Origin of the sequence: Streptomyces sp. NBC_00443, assembly GCF_036014175.1 — a bacterium.
In the GTDB taxonomy this organism is placed as follows: domain Bacteria; phylum Actinomycetota; class Actinomycetes; order Streptomycetales; family Streptomycetaceae; genus Streptomyces.
The window spans coordinates 2195624-2215051 of the sequence record NZ_CP107917.1; the positions used below are offsets into that span (position 1 = coordinate 2195624).

The following is a 19428-nucleotide window of genomic DNA, read 5'->3' on the forward strand; positions in this document are numbered from 1 at the left end:
AGGGGCGGTGATCTGCCGGCTCAGTCGGCGGATCCGCCCAGTTGGTCGTCGATGAGGGCGAAGATCTCCTCGGCCGAGGCCGCCTCGATACGGCCCGTCAGGTCCGCGGACGGCTCCTCGTCGTGGGCCTCGGTCAACCGGGACAGAAGCGTCTGGAGCCGTACGACGATGTCGCGGCGCTCCGTCGCGTCCTCGGGTGCCTGCACCAACAGCGCTTCCAGCTGCCGCAGTTCGGCATCCACGGGTGAGTGGGGTGCGGCCTGGTGCTCCGGGAGGAGCTGCGCCAGAACGTGCTCGGTGAGCGCCGCGGGTGAGGGGTGGTCGAAGGCGAGCGTGGCCGACAGCGCGATGCCGGTCCGCGAGATAAGGCGGTTGCGCAGTTCGACAGCGGTCATGGAGTCGAAGCCGAGTTCCTGAAAAGCCCGGTCGGGGGCGACGGCACCGGCATCCGCGTGGCCCAGCACCGCGGCCGATTCGGCCCGGACCAAGTCGAGCACGGCCTGGTACCGCTCCTGCTCGGTGAGGCCCTCCAGGCGCAGTGCCGACGCGTCGGTGGCGGAGCCCGCCGAGCGGGCCCGGCCCGTGGCCCCGACCAGGTCGCTCAGTACAGCAGGCAGGTGGGCGTGGGCACGCAGCGCCGTGCCGTCCAGCCGCGCGGCCAGCAGCGCCGACAGCCCGGTGCGCAGCGCCGCGTCGCAGGCGCTGGTCGCGTCCGGGACCGTCAGCCCGCGCAGCAGGAGGCGTACGGAGTCGTTTTCGGCGGGCGCCGTGTCACCGGCGGCGTCCTGCGGCGCCCACGGCCCGAGGGCCAGGGACGTGGCGGGGAGGCCTAGTGCCGTGCGGTGGCGTGCGAGGCCGTCGAGGTACGCGGCGGCCGCGGCGTCGACGGCCTGGGCGGGCACGCCGATCGTGCTCGCGCTGGAGGAGCACAGCACGAAGGCGGAGAGGTCGAGTTCGCGGGTGAGTTCGTGCAGATGCCTGGCCGTGTCCGCCGTGTATCGCAGCACCGTGTCCAGGCGTTGGACGGTCAGATCGGTCAGCGCGATTTCGTCGGACGGGTCGGCGATGTGCACGACCATGGTCAACGGACGGTGCTCGGGTATCGCGGTCAATGCCGCCCGCAGGGCCGCACGGTCGGCGAGGTCGCAGGAAACGGCCGTAACCTCGGCTCCCGACGCGTCCAGATCCCGCAGCAGTTCGGGCGCGGGCCACGTGCCCTCGGCCCGGTCGTCCAGCATCAGGAGGTGCCGCACGCCGTGTTCGGCGGCCAGGCGGCGGGCGAACACGTCGGCGAGACGTCCGGCACCGCCGGTCACGAGCACGGTGCCGTGTGGCTCCTTGTCGGGTGCGCCGACCCTCCCGGCGTCCGGGGTGGCGTCCTCTGCGACGGGCCGCAGCCGGGGCGCGTACAGGGTGCCGGCGCGTAGCGCGGCCTGGGGTTCGCCGGAGGCCAGCAGGTGGGACAGGGCGCCGGCCGGCAGCGGAGCGGCATCGGTGTCGGTGTCGGTGTCGGTGTCGGTGTCGAGCAGCACGATCCGCTCGGGAGCCTCCGCCTGAGCGGACCTCAGCAGTCCCCAGACGGCGGCCGCGTCCGGGTCGGCGACCCCTTCCGCCGCGACGGCGACGGCGCCCCGGGTGCGAACGACCAGGCGGGTGTCGTCCAGCGTCGGTTCGGCGAGCCACTGCTGGAGGAGGGTCAGCGCCTGCCCGGCAGGACGTGCAGTGGAGGCCCCACCGTCGAACTCGACGAGGAGCTGGTGGATCGGTGCCCCGTCCCGCACGGCGGCGGCGAGCGCGGGCACGTCCGGGAACCTGACCGCGTCGAGGTCTGCCACGCCGAACGGGTCCTGCGGGCCGATCACCGCCCAGCCGCCGGAGAGGGCGGCGGGCGCCGGAGGGTCGAGCGGCTGCCAGGCCAGGGCGTACAGCGGCAGGGCCCGGCCACCGGTCGGCGCGAACTCGTCGTCGGGCACGTCGCGGAAGGTGAGCCGGTCGACCGTGAGCACCGGTTGGCCGGCACTGTCGAGCAGACGCAGGGAGACCTCGTCCCCCTCGCCGGGTTCGGCCAGGACGCGCAGCGCGGTGGCACCCGTGGCATGCACGCGCACGCCGTGCCATTCGCCGGCGATCCGGGTGCTGCCCGCGGGGGCCGGGCCGAGGAGGTCACGCACGGCCTCTTCGACCAGTGCCGGGTGAAGTCCGTAGCGGGCGGCGTCGGGCAGCAGGTCGTCCGGCAGCCGGACCTCGCCGTGGTCGGCGCCGTGCCGGGCGGCCTCGGGCAGCAGGTCGCCTGATGCCAGCTCGCCGTCGGCGTGCAAGGTCCACGGGGACGGTGCGTCGTCGGAGCGGAGGTGGACCGAGAAGGGGCGCCGGCCCGAACCGTCGTCGGTGTGGAGGACGATCTGCAGGTCCGCCGTTCCGTCGTCGGCGAGGACCAGGGGCTTGCGCACGGTGAGACGGTGCAGGGTGCCCGCGTCGCCGTGATCGGCCACCCGGGTCAGCGCCTCCACCAGGGCGGCGGGAGGCAGCACCGGGGAATCGAGGACCGCGTGGTCGGCGGTCCAGTCGTGGGTGTCGGGCATGATGCGGGCGGTGAAGAGCAGGTCGCCGGTGTGGGCCACGGCCGTCCGGTGGCCGAGCAGCGGGTGGCCCGTGTCGCCCGGTCCTGTCACTCCGGAGGCGCCGTGGTCGGCGCGCAGCCAGTACCGCGCGCGTTGGAAGGCGTACGTCGGCAGTGTGACGGGGCGGGCCGCCGTTCCGGCGAAGTACGCCTGCCAGTCGACCGGCGCCCCCGAGATGTGCAGCGTGCCGACGGCCCTGGCCAGGGTCTCGGTCTCCGGCCGGTCGCGGCGCAGGGTGGGCAGGATCGCGGCGCCGTGGTCGTCGTCGAGGGCTTGCTGGGTCAGTGCGGTAAGGGTGCCGTCCGGACCCAACTCGACGAAACGGGTCACACCCTGCTCCCGCAGACACCGCACACCATCATGGAACCGCACCGCCTCACGGATATGACGCGCCCAGTAATCCGGCGAAGCCAGATCCTCGGCCCCCGCCACCACACCCGTCACGTTCGACACCACCGGGATACGCGGCACACCGAACGCCATTCCCGCAGCCACCTCCCGGAACTCCCCCAACACCCCCTCCATGTGCGGCGAATGAAACGCATGCGACACCACCAACCGCCGCGTCCGCACTCCCTTCTCCCGCCACACCCGCACGGCCTCCTCCACCGCACCGGCATCACCCGACACCACCGTCGCCAACGGACCATTCACCGCAGCAACCACCACCACACCAAGACCGGCATCCACCCCCTCCAACGACGCCGCAACCTCCAACTCCCCCGCCTCGATCGCCGCCATCGCACCACCGGAACGAGCCGACTGCATCAACCGACCCCGCTCAGCCACCAACACACACGCATCCGCCAGACCCAACACCCCCGACACATGCGCCGCCACCACCTCACCCACCGAATGACCCAACAGGAAGTCAGGGCGGATGCCCCAGGACTCCAGCAGGCGGTACAGGGCGACCTCGACGGCGAACAGTGCGGCCTGTGTGAAGGCGGTGTCGTCCAGCCCTTCACCCGTGCGCACGATCTGCGCCAACGGCTGTGACAGGCGGCCGTCCAGCTCCGCCGCGACCGCGTCGAACGCCTCGGCGAAGACGGGGTGCGCCGCGTACAACTCCATGCCCATGCCGATGCGCTGGGACCCCTGCCCGGAGAACAGGAATGCGGTCCTGCCCGAGACGCGTCCACCGCGGGCGACGTACGGCGACGCTGTGTCGGACGACAAGGCGCGCAGCCCGGTCAGCAGCTCCGCCCGGTCGTGGGCGACGAGGGCGGCGCCGTGGTCCAGGACCGCGCGGCGGGTCGCCAGGGTGTAGGCGGTGTCCAGCAGACCGGTCTCGGGTGTGCTCTCCAGATGAGTGAGCAGGTTGTGTGCTTGCGCCCGCAGGGCCTTGGGACTCTTGCCGGACAGGACCAGCGGTGTGGCCGGCGGGACTGTGAGCTGTGGGGCTGCCGTCGGGGACGGGCTGTCGGTTTCGGCCGGTTCGTCGCCTGTCGGCGCTTCGATGATGACGTGGGCGTTGGTGCCGCCGAAGCCGAAGGAGGACACGGCGGCGCGGCGGGGGCGTCCGGTCTCGGGCCAGGGCCGGGCCTCGGCCAGCAGCTCCACCGCGCCCGCCTCCCAGTCGACGACCGGGGTCGGCTCCTCGCAGTGCAGGGACTTCGGCAGGACGCCGTGGCGCATCGCCTGGACCATCTTGATGATGCCGCCCACACCCGCGGCGGCCTGAGCATGCCCGATGTTCGACTTCAACGACCCCAGCCACAACGGCCGATCCGCACTCGGACGCTCCTGACCGTAGGTGTTCAACAGCGCCTGCGCCTCGATCGGATCACCCAGCGTCGTACCCGTACCGTGCGCCTCCACCACATCCACATCCGCCGCGCCCAGCCGCGCATTCGCCAACGCCTGACGAATCACCCGCTCCTGCGACGGACCGTTCGGCGCCGTCAACCCATTACTCGCACCGTCCTGATTCACGGCCGAACCCCGCACCACCGCAAGCACCGCATGCCCATTGCGCCGCGCATCCGACAACCGCTCCACCAGCAGCAGCCCCACACCCTCCGACCAGCCGGTGCCGTCCGCCGACGCGGAGAACGCCTTGCACCGCCCGTCCTCGGCCAGCCCACGCAACCGGGAGAACTCGATGAAGGGCATGGGCCGGGACATGACGGTCACGCCGCCGGCGAGCGCGAGGTCGCACTCACCGCCGCGCAGGGCATTCGCCGCCAGGTGCAGAGCCACCAGCGACGACGAGCACGCCGTGTCCACCGAGACGGCCGGGCCTTCGAGGCCGAAGGTGTAGGACAGGCGGCCGGAGGCGACGCTGCCGGCGCTGCCGCTGGCGAGATAGCCCTCCATGCCCTTGGGTACGTCCGCGACGCGTGTGCCGTAGTCGCCGTACATGACACCGGTGAAGACGCCGGTGCGCGACCCCGCAACGAGCCCGGATCCACCCCCGCGCTCTCGAACACCTCCCACGCCGTCTCCAGCAACAACCGCTGCTGCGGATCCACCGCCGTCGCCTCACGCGGCGACATCCCGAAAAACTCCGGATCAAACAGATCCGCATCATGCAAAAACCCACCATGCCGCGTATAACTCGCCCCCACACGCTCCGGATCAGGATCGAACAACCCCTCCAGATCCCACCCCCGATTCGAAGGAAACCCACTGACCGCGTCCACCCCACCGGCCACCAACCGCCACAACCCCTCCGGCGACGACACACCACCCGGAAAACGGCACGCCATCCCCACAACCGCGATCGGCTCGTGCTGACTGTCCTCGACTTGGGTCAGCCGCTTGCGGGCGTCGCGGGCGTCGGCAATGGCCCGCTTGAGGTAGTCGCGGAGCTTTGCCTCATCCGTCACGGGTCTCAACTCCAGGAAGAATGTGTGCGGTTGGAAAGAGAAAGGCCGTCCGGGCCGCCGTAGGGCCCGGGGTCAGTCGAGTTCGTCGAAAAGGGCGAAGAGTTCCTCGTCGGTCGCCGAGTCCAGGTCCGACTCGTCGGCCGGATCGCCGGCGCCGTCCGCCACGGCCGTGAGCGCTCCTTCGGCCAGGCGCAGCAGTTCACGCAGGCTGGATGCCACCTGGGTCCGGGTGGCCTCGTCACCGGCGGCGAGGGCCTCGATGGCCGTCCTGGCGCGTGCCAGGTCGGCGAGGACGGGGCCGGCCGGCGTGGCGGACTCCTCGCCCGCGGTGATCTCGTCGGCGAGATGTCCGGCCAGGGCGGCCGGCGTGGGGTAGTCGAAGACGAGCGTTGAGGGCAGCCGTAGACCGGTCGCGGCGTTGAGCTTGTTGCGCAGCTCCACCGCGGTCAGCGAGTCGAAGCCCAGCTCCTGGAACGAGCGCTCGGAGTGCACCGCGTCCTGCCCGGTGTGGCCGAGCACGTCGGCGGCCTGGACGCGTACCAGGTCGGCGAGGGCCGCCGCGCGCTCGTCCGGTCCGAGTGCGGCGAGCTGCCGTATCAGGCCGACCGCGCTGTCGGCCGCCTGGTCGTTCGCGCCGGTCGTGCGGCGGGGCGGGGCGGGTGCCAGGTGGCGCAGCAGTGGATGCGCCCGCTCGCCCTGACGACGCAGCACCTGGGTGTCCAGGTGCACCGCCGCCGTCACCGCCTCAGGCCCGACGACGGCCGCGTCGAACAGGTCCATCGCCGTGTCCGAGGGCAGCGGCCGCAGCCCGAGCCGGGCCAGCCGTCGCAGGTCCGCCTCCGACAGGCCGCCGCTGATCGTGCTCGACTCCTGCCACAGTCCCCACGCCACCGATGTGCCGGGCAGCCCGGACGCGCGGCGGTGGGCCGCCAAGGCGTCCAGGAAGGTATTGCCCGCCGCGTAGTTGGCCTGGCCGGCATTGCCGATGAGCCCGGCGATGGAGGAGTACAGCACGAACGCCGACAGGGGCAGCTCGCGCGTCAACTCGTGCAGGTTCCAGGCCGCGTCGATCTTCGGCCGCACCACCGCATGCAGCCGTTCCGCGGTCAGGTCCCCGATGACGGTGTCGTCCAGGACGCCCGCGGTGTGCACCACCGCGCACAGCGGGGCGTCCTGCGGCACACGTTCCAGGACGGCGGCCAGCTCGGCACGGTCGGCGACATCGCAGGCCGCGAAGTCGACCACGGCGCCCAGCTCCTCCAGTCGCGCGCGCAGCGCGTCGGCGCCCGGGGCGTGGGCACCGCGTCGGCTGAGCAGCAACAGGCGCCGTGCTCCGTGCTGGGCCACCAGGTGCCGGGCGACCAGGGCGCCCAGCGTGCCGGTCGCGCCTGTCACCAGCACGGTGCCCCGGTCCCAGCCAGGTTCGGCGCTCTCCCCGGCTTCGGCCGTGGGGCGGGCCAGGCGCGGCGTCAGCAGCCGTCCGTCCCGGATCGCGATCTGGGCCTGGCCGCTGTGCACGGCGTCGGCGACCTGCCGGAAATCCATCTCGGTCCGGGACGCCGGGTCGGCGTCGACCAGGACGACGCGGTCGGGGTTCTCGCTCTGTGCGACGCGCAGCAGTCCCCACAGTCCCGCGTGGGCGAGCTCCGGCACGTCCTCGCCGGCCAGGGCCGACACGGCGCCCCGGGTCACCACGACCAGCCTGGCCGCGGCCAGCCGCCGGTCGGCCAAGAACTCCCGCACCAGTTCCAGCCCCCGGTTCAGGACGTGGCGGGCGGCCGCGGGCAGGCCCGCACCGGAGGCGGTGGCTTCCTCGGGGTTTCGGGTGCCCACACGACCGTGTGCGCCCCGGCCTCGGCCACTGCCCCCAGGTCCGGGTACGACGGCTTCGGCGCGTGCGCCCACCGGCCCACGACGGACCAGCCGGAGGTGTCCGGCTCCGAGCCGGTGTCCGGCACGTCGGCCGCCCACCGCACCGCGAACAGGCCGTCTCGTCCGGCACCGGCGAGGCGCAGCGCGTCGCGCGCCAGCGGGCGCAGCACCAGCGACCCCGCCGACAGCACCGGCATGCCCGCGCCGTCGGCCACCGTCACGCCCGCTTCCAGCGTCTCGGGCTGCGGCTGCGTCACCGCGAGACGGACCCTGAGCACCGCGGCGCCCGCCGCGTGCACCCGTACGTCGGACCAGGCGTAGGGGATCCTGGCCGACACGGTCTCGTCGTCCGCCACTCCGGGCAGCAGCGCGTGCAGGGCCGCGTCCAGGGCCGCCGGGTGCAGCAGGTACGCGCTCGCGCTGTCGCGCAGGGCGTCGGGCAGCGTGATCTCGGCGTACAGCTCACCCGGGGTGCGCCACAGCCGTCGCAAACCGCGGAAGGCGGGGCCGTAGGCGTAGCCGTGCTCGACGAGCCGCTCGTAGGCGGTGCTCAGGTCGATCTCGTCGGCTCCGGCCGGTGGCCATGCCACGAGTGCGGTGTCACCGCCGGTGGGCTGCTCGGAGTCGAGCGTGCCGCCGGCGTTGAGGACCCAGTCGCCGTCCGCGGTGCGCGAGTGGATGTCCAGGGTGCGTGCCGACCGCTCGTCGGGGGCGCCGACGGCGACCTGCAACTGGACGCCCTCGTCGGCCGACAGCACGAGCGGGGCGGCCAGGTTCAGTTCGGCGACCCGTTCCGCGCCGACCTGCTCCGCGGCCCGCACGGCCAGTTCGAGCAGCGCCGTGCCGGGCAGCAGTGCCGACCCGGCGATGACGTGGTCCGCCAGCCACGGCTGCGTACGCAGGGAGAGGCGTCCGGTGAACAGTGTCTCGTCCCGGCCCGCGACGCCCACGGCTGCCCCGAGCAGCGGGTGGTCTGCCGCGGTCAGGCCCAGGCCGGTGATGTCGCCGGTCGTGGCCGGCGCGTCGAGCCAGTACCGGGAGTGCTGGAAGGCGTAGGTGGGCAGCGGTGTCCGGTGTGCCGCGGGCAGGGCGGCCGGCCAGTCGACCTCGGCACCACCCATCCACAGCAGCGCGAGGGCACCGGTGACGGTCTCGGTTTCCGGCCGACCCTTGCGCAGGGCCGGGATCAGGACACCGGGTTCCTCCTCGTCGAGGGCTTGCTGGGTCAGTGCGGTAAGGGTGCCGTCCGGACCCAACTCGACGAAACGGGTCACACCCTGCTCCCGCAGACACCGCACACCATCATGGAACCGCACCGCTTCACGGATATGACGCGCCCAGTAATCCGGCGAAGCCAGATCCTCGGCCCCCGCCACCACACCCGTGACGTTCGACACCACCGGGATACGCGGCACACCGAACGCCAGTCCCGCAGCCACCTCCCGGAACTCCCCCAACACCCCCTCCATGTGCGGCGAATGAAACGCATGCGACACCACCAACCGCCGCGTCCGCACTCCCTTCTCCCGCCACACCCGCACGGCCTCCTCCACCGCACCGGCATCACCCGACACCACCGTCGCCAACGGACCATTCACCGCAGCAACCACCACCACACCAAGACCGGCATCCACCCCCTCCAACGACGCCGCAACCTCCAACTCCCCCGCCTCGATCGCCGCCATCGCACCACCGGAACGAGCCGACTGCATCAACCGACCCCGCTCAGCCACCAACACACACGCATCCGCCAGACCCAACACCCCCGACACATGCGCCGCCACCACCTCACCCACCGAATGACCCAACAGGAAGTGCGGCGTCACACCGTGGTGCTCGAAGAGGCGGAACAGCGCCACCTCCAGGGCGAACAGGGCGGCTTGCGTGTACGCGGTCTCGTCCAGCAGTGCGGCCCGCGCCGACCCTTCCTCGGCGAACAGGACGTCCCTGAGAGGGTGTTCCAGACGGGCGTCCAGCTCGGCACAGACCTCGTCCAGGGCACGGGCGAAGACCGGCTGGGCCGCGTACAGCTCCCGCCCCATGCCCAGCCGTTGCGCCCCCTGCCCGGTGAACAGGAACGCTGTCCTGCCCGGCTGCTTGGCCCCGCCCCGCACCACCTGGGGCGAGGACGTTCCCTCGGCCAGGGCGTCCAGTGCGGCCAGCAGCGAGGTCCGGTCGCTGCCGAGTACGGCGGCGCCGTGGTCCATGACAGCGCGGCCGGTGGCCAGGGAGTACGCGATGTCGGCGGGGGCGAGTTCGGCGTGCTCACTGACGTGGGCGTGCAGGCGTCGGGCCTGTGCGCGCAGAGCCTGTGGAGTGCGTGCCGTGAGGATCCACGGCACCGTGGTTCCGTCGGCGGGAGTGGCGTCGTCGGCCGGTGCGGCCGGAGCGGTCACCTGCGGCGCCTCTTCGATGATGACGTGGGCGTTGGTGCCGCTGATCCCGAAGGACGAGACACCGGCCCGGCGCGGTCGGCCCGGGACGGCAGGCCACTGCCGGTCCTCGGTCAGCAGCGTCAGCGCGCCCGCGTCCCAGTCGACGTGCCGGGAGGGCTCGTCCACGTGCAGCGTTCTGGGGAGGACGCCGTGGCGCATCGCCTGGACCATCTTGATGATGCCGCCCACACCCGCGGCGGCCTGAGCATGCCCGATGTTCGACTTCAACGACCCCAGCCACAACGGCCGATCCGCACTCGGACGCTCCTGACCATAGGTGTTCAACAACGCCTGCGCCTCGATCGGATCACCCAACGTCGTACCCGTACCATGCGCCTCCACCACATCCACATCCGCCGCACCCAGCCGCGCATTCGCCAACGCCTGACGAATCACCCGCTCCTGCGACGGACCGTTCGGCGCCGTCAACCCATTACTCGCACCGTCCTGATTCACGGCCGAACCCCGCACCACCGCAAGCACCGCATGCCCATTGCGCCGCGCATCCGACAACCGCTCCACCAGCAGCAGCCCCACACCCTCCGACCAGCCGGTGCCGTCCGCCGACGCGGAGAACGCCTTGCACCGCCCGTCCTCGGCCAGCCCACGCAACCGGGAGAACTCGACGAACGTCGTCGGCTGTGCCATGACGGTCACGCCGCCGGCGAGCGCGAGGTCGCACTCACCGCCGCGCAGGGCATTCGCCGCCAGGTGCAGAGCCACCAGCGACGACGAGCACGCCGTGTCGATCGTCATCGCGGGCCCTTCGAGGCCGTATGTGTAGGCGATGCGCCCGGACAGGACGCTGGAGAGGTTGCCGGCGAGCAGGAAGCCCTCCAGCTCGCCGGCGGAAGAGGCGATCCGGGCGGCGTAGTCGTCGTACATCGCCCCGGTGAAGACGCCGGTGCGCGACCCCCGCAACGAGCCCGGATCCACCCCCGCGCTCTCGAACACCTCCCACGCCGTCTCCAGCAACAACCGCTGCTGCGGATCCACCGCCGTCGCCTCACGCGGCGACATCCCGAAAAACTCCGGATCAAACAGATCCGCATCATGCAAAAACCCACCATGCCGCGTGTAACTCGCCCCCACACGCTCCGGATCAGGATCGAACAACCCCTCCAGATCCCACCCCCGATTCGAAGGGAACCCACTGACCGCGTCCACCCCACCGGCCACCAACCGCCACAACCCCTCCGGCGACGACACACCACCCGGGAAACGGCACGCCATCCCCACAACCGCGATCGGCTCGTCCGTGGCGCCCAGGGGCCGGGTGTGTCCGGTCGTGGCCGGCTTGCCCTGCTCGACGACGCGTTCCAGAAGGTAGGTGGCCACGGCGTCCGGCGCGGGGTGGTCGAAGACGAGGGTGGCGGGCAGCCGCAGGCCGGTGGCCCGGGTGAGCTGGTTGCGCAGTTCGACGGCGGCCATGGAGTCGAAGCCGATGTCGCTGAAGGCCCGCTCCGGGGCGATGGCACCGGCGCCCGGGTGCCCCAGGACGGCGGCGACCTTGCCTCGGACGAATTCGAGGACGGCTTCCTTGCGCGCCTCGGCGGGGAGCTGGGCGATGTGGCGCGTCCAGTCGGACGCTGCCGCGGCGGTCGGCCGGGACTGCGCCGCGGCCGGCCGGGTGCGCGGTGCGAGGTCGCGCAGGAGCGGGTGCGTCGCGTCGGCCGCCGTCCTCACCGGCCCCAGGGGTACGAGGGCCAGCAGCGGGGTGTCCGCGGCCAGGGCGGCGTCGAACAGGACCAGGCCGCGCTCGGGGGTGAGTGGGGTGATGCCGGCGTGCTCCCAGCGGGCCGTCTCGGCGTCGCTGAGGGTGGCGCCCATGCCGCGATCGGTGTCCCACAGGCCCCAGGCCAGGGAGGTCGCGGGCAGGCCGCGGGCACGCCGGTGCTGCGCCAGGGCGTCCAGCGAGGTGTTGGCGGCCGCGTAGTTGGCCTGGCCGGCGGTGCCGAGGAGGCCGGTGACCGAGGAGAACAGCACGAAGGCGCGCAGGTCGAGGCCCTCGGTGAGGTCGTGCAGGTGCCGGGCGGCGTCCGCCTTGGGCGCCAGGACGGCGTCCAGGCGCTCGGGCGTCAGCGACAGGACGGTCGAGTCGTCCAGGACGCCGGCGGTGTGCACCACAGCGGTCAGGGGCCGGTCCCTCGGGACGGAGTCCAGGAGCGCCGCGAGAGCTGCGCGATCGGTGACGTCGGTTGCGGCGATGCGCACCTGTGCACCCAAGTCGGCCAGTTCGGCGGCGAGTTCGCTCGCGCCGGGCGCGTCGGGGCCGCGTCGTGCGGCCAGCAGGAGGTGGCGTACACCGTGTTCGGTGACCAGGTGGCGGGCGAGCAGCGCGCCGAGGGCGCCGGTGCCGCCGGTGATCAGGACCGTGCCGTCCGGGTCGAGGCCGGTCGGGTCCGCACCCGTGCCGGGGGTGGCCGGCCCGAGTCGGGGCGCCTTCAAACGGCCCGCGCGCACGGCGATCTGGGGCTCGCCGGTGGCGAGTGCGGCGGCGAGCTGCTCGTCGGTGGAGTCGGTGTCGACGTCGACGAGGACCAGGCGGTCGGGATGCTCGGACTGTGCGGCGCGCACGAGCCCCCACACCGAGGCGCTCGCAAGGTCGGTGATGTCCTCGCCGGGCAGGACACCGATCGCCGAACGCGTCACCAGAGCCAGGCGCGCGTCGGAGAACCTCTCGCCGGTCAGGAACTCCTGGACCAGGCGCAGGGCGCGGTGCGCGGCGGCGTGCCCGCCTTCCTCGAGCGACGGCAGGTCGTAGAGGCGTACGACGACGGTGTCGGCCGGTGCGACGGCGCCGAGGTCCTCGGCCGCCTCGACCCAGTTGGCGGGCGCCTGCCCGGGTGCCGGGGCGAGGGCCGGCCACCGCACCTCGTACAGCGCGGAGTCGGTCGCGGGGGCAGGGGTGGCCGGGAGGTTCCTGGCGACGGGGCGCAACGTCAGCGCTGCCACGTCTGCCACCGGGGCGCCGGTGGGGTCGGTCAGGGAGAGGGCGAACGTGTCGGTGCCCCGGGGGCTGATCCGGACCCGCAGTTCGGTGGCGCCCGTGGCGTGCAGCGTGACGCCGGACCAGGCGAACGGCAGCCGGATCGAATCGCCGGGGTCGGCGGGTGCGGCGCGCAGGACCAGAGGGTGGAGGGCGGCGTCGAACAGGGCGGGGTGCAGGGCGAAGCGGTCGGCGCCGTCCTGGCCGGGCTCGGGCAGCCGTATCTCGGCGTACAGGTCCTGGCCGTCGCGCCAGGCGGCCACCAGGCCCTGGAAGGCGGGACCGTAGCCGTAGCCCAGTCCTGCCAGGCGGGGGTAGACGTCGGTGAGCGGCTCGGGTTCGGCCGTGGCGGGCGGCCAGGAGGCCGCATCTTCGGCCGCCGGTGCCGGGACGTCCTGCCGGGTGAGGGTGCCCGTGGCATGCCGGGTCCACTGGCGGCGGGCGGTGGCGTCGGTGTCGGTGTCGGGAGTGGCGTGGATGGTGAAGGCCCGTCGGCCCGAGGTGTCGGGCGCGCCGACCGTCACCTGGACGCGAACGCTCTGCCCGGCGGCCAGCGGCAGGGGGGCCTGCAGCGTGAGGTCCTCGACGTGCGGTGCGTCCGTGACGTCGCCTGCGGCGAGGGCGAGTTCCAGGAAGGCGGTGGCCGGCAGCAGCACGGTGCCTTCGATGGCGTGGTCGGCGAGCCACGGGTGGCTGCTCAGGGAGAGACGGCTGGTGAGGACGGTGTCGTCGCTGTCGGCCAGTTCGACGACGGTGGCGAGCAGGGGGTGGTCGGCGGTGTCCAGGCCGAGGCCGCGCGGGTGCACGGGGGGCTGAGGGGCCAGCCAGAAGTGTTCCCGCTGGAACGGGTAGGTGGGCAGGTCGAGGAGGCCCGCGCCGGGGAAGAAGCCGGTCCCGTCGAGGGGGGCGCCGGCCGTGTGGGCGCGGGCGACGCCCTCGGCCAGGGTGAGGGTCTCGGGGCGGCCCGGGCGCAGCAGGGCGAAGGCGGTCGTACGGTCGCCTGTGTCGTCGAGGGCGCCGTGGACGAGCGCGGTGAGCACGGCGTCGGGTCCGAGTTCGACGAAGACGTCGGTGCCGTGGCGGGCCAGTTCCCGGGTGGCGTCCAGGAAGCGCACTCCGGCGCGGATCTGCCTGCTCCAGTAGTCCGGCGACATCAGCTCGGCCGGGTCCGCGAGCCTGCCGGTCACGGTGGACACCAGGGGGATGGCGGCCGGCTGGAGGGCGAGCCCTGCGGCGGTCTCGCGGAACTCGTCGAGGATGCCGTCCATGTGCGGCGAGTGGAACGCATGGCTCACCTTCAGCTCGGTGGCCTTGCGTCCTCGTGCCCGCCAGATCTCGCCGACGGCCCGTGCGGTGTCGGCGTCGCCGGAGATCACCACGGAGCGCGGGCCGTTGACGGCGGCGATGGACACCGCGTCCTCGTGGCCGGCCAGCGTGGGCAGCACTTCCTCCTCGGCTGCCTGCACGGCGATCATGACGCCGGCGGAGTCGGCGGAGGCCATCAGACGGGCGCGGGCGGTGACGAGGGCGGCGGCGTCGTCGAGGGTGAGTACCCCGGCCGCGTGGGCTGCGGCGAGTTCGCCGATGGAGTGTCCGGCCACGAAGTCCGGCGTCATGCCGTGGTGGGCGAGGAGCCGGAACAGAGCGACTTCGAGGGCGAACAGGGCGGGCTGGGTGTAGGCAGTCCGATGCAGCAGGGCGGCGTCCGGGTCGTCCTCGGCGGCGAACATCACCACGCGCAGGGGTCGTTCCAGGCGGTCGGCGAACGCGGCGCACACCTCGTCCAGCGCCTTGGCGAAGACAGCGTCGGCGGCGTACAGCTCGCGGCCCATACCGTTGCGCTGGGCGCCCTGGCCGGTGAACAGGAAGGCGGTGCGGGTGGCGTCGGCGGCCCGGCCGGTGATGAGGTTCGCCGCTGTGTCCCCGGCGGCCAGCGCCTCCAGGGCCGTCAGGCGCTCCTCGACCGTGTCGCCCAGGAGGGCGGCCCGTTCCGCGAAGGTGGTGCGGGTGGCGGCCAGCGACCGGCCGACGGCGGTGGCGTCGGCGTCCGCGCCGAGCCGCGCGCGCAGACGTGCGGCCTGGGCACGCAGCGCCGGCAGATCGCGAGCGGACAGCAGCCAAGGACCCGGGACGCCGGTGCGGGGGCCGGGCTCGGGCTCGGGCTCGGTCACCGGCTCGGCGGCGGGGTCGTGTTCCAGGACGACGTGCGCGTTGGTGCCGCTGATCCCGAAGGAGGAGACGGCCGCCCGGCGCGGCCGCTCGCCCGTGTCGGGCCAGGCCGTGGTGTCCGTGAGCAGGGAGACCGGCCCGGCGGACCAGTCCACATGCGGGGTGGGCTCGTCCACGTGCAGCGTCCTGGGCAGGACACCGTGCCGCATGGCCTGCACCATTTTGATGACACCGCCGACGCCGGCGGCGGCCTGGGTGTGCCCCAGGTTGGACTTCAGCGAGCCCAGGCGGAGCGGCGCGGAGACGTCCCGGCCACGGCCGTACGTGGCCATGATCGCCTCGGCCTCGATCGGGTCGCCGAGCCGGGTGCCGGTGCCGTGTGCCTCCACGGCGTCCACGTCGGTGGCGGTGAGGCGGGCGTCGGCCAGGGCCTGGCGGATGACGCGCTGCTGGGCCAGCCCGCTGGGCGCGGTCAGGCCGTTGCTCGCGCCGTCCTGGTTGACCGCGGAGCCCCGGATGACGGCGAGGACCTTGTGGCCGTGGCGGCGGGCGTCCGACAGCCGCTCGATGAGCAGCATGCCCACGCCCTCGCTCCAGCCGGTGCCGTCGGCGGCGGCCGCGAAGGACTTGCAGCGTCCGTCGGGGGCCAGGCCGCGCTGGCGGGAGAACTCGACGAACATGCCGGGAGACGACATGACGGTGGCGCCGCCGGCCAGAGCCAGGTTCGTCTCCCCGGCGCGCAGCGACCGGATCGCGAGATGCAGGGCGACCAGGGAGGACGAGCAGGCCGTGTCGACCGTCACCGCCGGGCCGAGCAGACCGAGTTGGTAGGCGATGCGCCCGGACATCACACTGGACGTGCTGCCGGTGAGGACGTGGCCGTGGACGCTGTGCGGCGCGTCCTGCAGCCGGGGCCCGTACTCCAGCGCGGTGGCGCCCACGAAGACGCCGGTACGGGTGCCGTGCAGGGAGGCGGGCAGCACGCCGGCGCGTTCGACGGCCTCCCACGAGGTCTCCAGCAGCAGCCGCTGCTGCGGGTCCATGGCCAGTGCCTCGCGCGGTGAGATCCCGAAGAAGGCGGCGTCGAACTCCCCGGCGTCGTGCAGGAATCCGCCGTGGCGTACGGCGCTCTTGCCCTGCCGGCCGGGGTCGGGGTCGTACAGGTCGGCGTCCCAGCCGCGGTTGTCGGGGAACGCGGAGATGGCGTCGGCCTCGTCGACGAGGAGCCGCCACAGATCTTCCGGTGCCGCGATGTCGCCGGGGTAGCGGCAGGCCATGCCGATGATCGCGATGGGCTCATCGCCCGCGGTGCCGGGGCCGTCGGAACCCTCGTGCCCGGCGCCGAGGAGTTCGGCCGTGACGAACTCGGCGAGGTCGGCGGGCGTGGGGTGGTCGAAGAGCGCTCCGGTGGGCAGCCGAAGACCGGTGGCGGCGGCCAGGGAGGCACGCAGTTCGGTGAGCATCAGGGAGCTGAAGCCCAGCTCGCTGAAGGCGGTGCGGGCGGCGACGTGCTCGTCGGACGCGTAGGCCAGTACGGCCCTGATGTGGGCGTCGACGAGTTCGCGCACGGCACGTGCGCGGTCGGCGGCGGGCAGGCCCGCCAGGTGTGCGCCCGGCTCGCCGCGCTCGCTCGGCACGGTGTCGGCGTCCGTGCCCTCCACACCGGTGAGGGCTTTCGGTGCCTCGACGGGCCTGACCGGTCCGGCTGCCGGGGTGTGCCTCGAGCCGGCGCGTGCGGTGGTGTCGAACCAGTGGTGCCTGCGCTGGAAGGCGTAGGTCGGCAGGTCGACGCGGCGGGCGCCGTGCGCCTCGTACAGGGCGCCCCAGTCCACCTCGGCGCCGTGGACGAACGCTGTGGCCAACGCGGTCAGCAGGCTCTGCGGCTCGGGCCGGTTGCGGCGCAGCACGGAGACGGCCGTGGCGGCGTCGGGGCCCCGGAGGCTGTCGTGGGTGAGCGCGGACAGGACGCTGTCGGGCCCGATCTCGACGAAGGTGGTGACGCCCTCCGCCTCCAGTCGGCGGATGCCGTCGGCGAAGCGGACGGTCTGCCGGATGTGCCGGACCCAGTACCCCGGTGTGCTCAGGTCCCGCCCGTCGGCGAGCGCGCCGGTGACGTTGGAGACCACGGGGATGGCCGGGGCGCGGTATGCGAGGCCGGAGATCGCCTCGTGGAACTCGTCGAGGACGTCGTCCATGTGCGGCGAGTGGAAGGCGTGGCTGACGGTGAGCCGCGTGGTCTTGCGGCCCTGTGCGCGCAGCCGCTCGGCGACGGCCTCGGCCGCCTCCGCGTCGCCGGAGATCACAGTGGAGCGCGGGGAGTTGACGGCGGCGACGGCCACCGTCCCCTGATGGTCCGCGAGCAGGGCGGAGACCTCGTCCTCCGTCGCCTGTACGGCGATCATCGCGCCGCCGGCCGCGGCGGACTGCATCAGGCGGGCGCGCGCGGTGATCAGGACGGCCGCATCGGCCAGGTCCAGGACTCCGGCCACGTGGGCGGCCGTGACCTCGCCCACGGAGTGGCCCGCGACGAAGTCCGGGCGGACGCCGAAGGACTCCAGGAGCCGGAAGAGAGCCACCTCCACGGCGAACAGGGCGGGCTGCGTCTGTGCCGTCTCGTCCAGGCCGTCGCCGGTGCGCACGGTGTCCGCCACCGGCCCGTCCAGATACGGGTCGAGGGCGGCGGCCACCTCGTCGAACGCGGCCGCGTAGACGGGGAACGCCTCGTACAGTTCCTGCCCCATGCCGAGGTGCTGGGCGCCCTGACCGGTGAACAGGAAGGCCGTACGTCCCTCGCGGACGCTGCCGGTGACCACGGCGGGCGACGGGGAGTCTCCGGCGAGGGCGGCGGTGCCCGCGAGCAGGCCCGGTGCGTCGGGTGCGAGCACCACGGCGCGATGCCGCAGGACGGCTCGAGTGCGGGCCAGGGACCAGCCCACGTCGACGGGTGAGGCCTCGGTGACGGCCGGGGAGGTACGCAGGCGGTCCGCCTGGGCACGCAGGGCGCCCTCGTCGGCGCCCGAAAGCACCCAGGGCAGCACGGGTGGCACGGTGCGGGCCCGGCGCAGTTCCGTGACGCTCGCCACGGGGTTCTCGCCGACCACGACGTGGCAGTTGGTGCCGCCCATACCGAAGGAGCTGACGCCAGCCACCAGCGGACGCCCGAAATCGGGCCAGGCGGTCAGTTCGCCCTGCACGCGCAGGCCCAGCTCGTCCAGGTTGATGGCGGGGTTGGGCGTCTCGAAGTTCAGGCTCGGCGGCAGCGCGCGATGGTGGATGCTCAGCAGGGTCTTGATGAGCCCGGCGATGCCCGCCGCGCCCTCCAGGTGCCCGATGTTGGTCTTCACCGAGCCGACGCGCACGGCGTCGCCGGCCGGTCGGCCGGCACAGGCGCCGAGGGCCGAACCAAGCGCCGTGGCCTCGATGGGGTCGCCGACGGGGGTACCGGTGCCGTGCAGCTCCACATACTGCACATCCTCGACGTCGACGCCGGCCCGTTCGCGGGCGGTACTCAGGACCTGTTCCTGGGCGATCCGGCCCGGCACCGTCAGATGGGTGGTGGCGCCGTCGTGGTTGACCGCGCTGCCGCGGATGACGCCGTAGATCCGGTCCCCGTCGGCCAGGGCCCGCCGCAACGTCTTCAGTACGACGACGCCGCCGCCCTCGCCGGGCACGAAGCCGTTGGCGCGCGCGTCGAAGGTGTAGGTGGTCCCGTCCGGGGACAGCGCGCCGAACAGCTGCTCGGTGATGGTGTGCTCGGCGAGCAGATTGAGGTTCACCCCGGCGGCGAGAGCGGCGGTGGATTCGCCGCCGCGCAGGCTCTCGCAGGCCAGGTGCACGGCGACCAGCGAGGATGACTGGGCGGAGTCCACGGTCATGCTCGGCCCGTGCAGCCCCAGGTGGTGGGAGACCCGGTTGGCGATGAGGCCGCGGTTGACGCCGGTCATGGTGTGCTGGGTGAGGGCCTCGACGCCCTGCTGGTGGAGCAGGGTGGTGTAGTCGTCGCGCAGGGTCCCCACGAACACGGCGGTCCTGCTGTTCCGCAGGGACGCCGGCACGATTCCCGCGTCCTCCAAGGCCTCCCAGGCGAGTTCCAGGACGAGGCGCTGCTGCGGGTCCATGGCGGCCGCCTCGCGGGGCGAGACGGCGAAGAAGGCGGAGTCGAAGCCGCCCACGTCCGGTAGGAATCCGCCACGCGTGATCGCGGGGGGCACGGCCGGGGCGAAGCGGCCCTCGGGTACGTCGGTGATGGCGCTGGTGCCGCTGCGCAGCAGCTCCCAGAACGCCGCGGCGGACGAGGCCCCGGGGAATCGGCAGGAGAGTCCCACGACGGCGATCGGCTCGTCGCGCTCGGGGGAGCTGTCAACAGCCGCCGGACCATGCTCGCTCATCATGAACTTCCGCTGCCCTTTCACTACTGGATTCCTATGCGTGCCGACCTGGCGTTTTCGCGGGCACCGAAGATCGGCGCGGTCGGCCTCAACGCGGTTCTGAAGGAAAAAGCGCCGCACAAT

Annotated in this window: 3 protein-coding genes and 1 pseudogene; all 4 read right to left on the minus strand. The window is 73.0% G+C overall.

The annotated features are described in order from the left end of the window. Nucleotides 1-20: 20 nt before the first annotated feature. The gene (locus OHO27_RS09785; protein ID WP_443059698.1) at nucleotides 21-4271 is read right to left on the minus strand and encodes an acyltransferase domain-containing protein; all 4251 of its coding nucleotides are present in this window, start codon (nucleotides 4269-4271) and stop codon (nucleotides 21-23) included. Between the two features lie 9 nt (nucleotides 4272-4280). Next, nucleotides 4281-5452: pseudogene (locus tag OHO27_RS43105) on the minus strand (beta-ketoacyl synthase N-terminal-like domain-containing protein); the annotation flags it as partial. Between the two features lie 72 nt (nucleotides 5453-5524). Then, complete coding sequence (locus OHO27_RS09795) at nucleotides 5525-7285, minus strand: type I polyketide synthase (protein WP_328422310.1); 1761 nt, start codon at nucleotides 7283-7285, stop codon at nucleotides 5525-5527. Beyond that, a complete protein-coding gene (locus OHO27_RS09800; RefSeq protein ID WP_328422312.1) occupies nucleotides 7213-19308 on the minus strand; it encodes a type I polyketide synthase in 12096 nt (4031 codons plus the stop codon). The genes OHO27_RS09795 and OHO27_RS09800 overlap by 73 nt, the downstream gene beginning before the upstream one ends. Between the last annotated feature and the right edge of the window lie 120 nt (nucleotides 19309-19428).

Coding starts and splice junctions, on each gene's coding strand:
- OHO27_RS09785 (WP_443059698.1), bottom strand. CDS start 4,271: ATGGTCCAGGCGATGCGCCACGGCGTCCTGCCGAAGTCCCTGCACTGC.
- OHO27_RS09800 (WP_328422312.1), bottom strand. CDS start 19,308: ATGATGAGCGAGCATGGTCCGGCGGCTGTTGACAGCTCCCCCGAGCGC.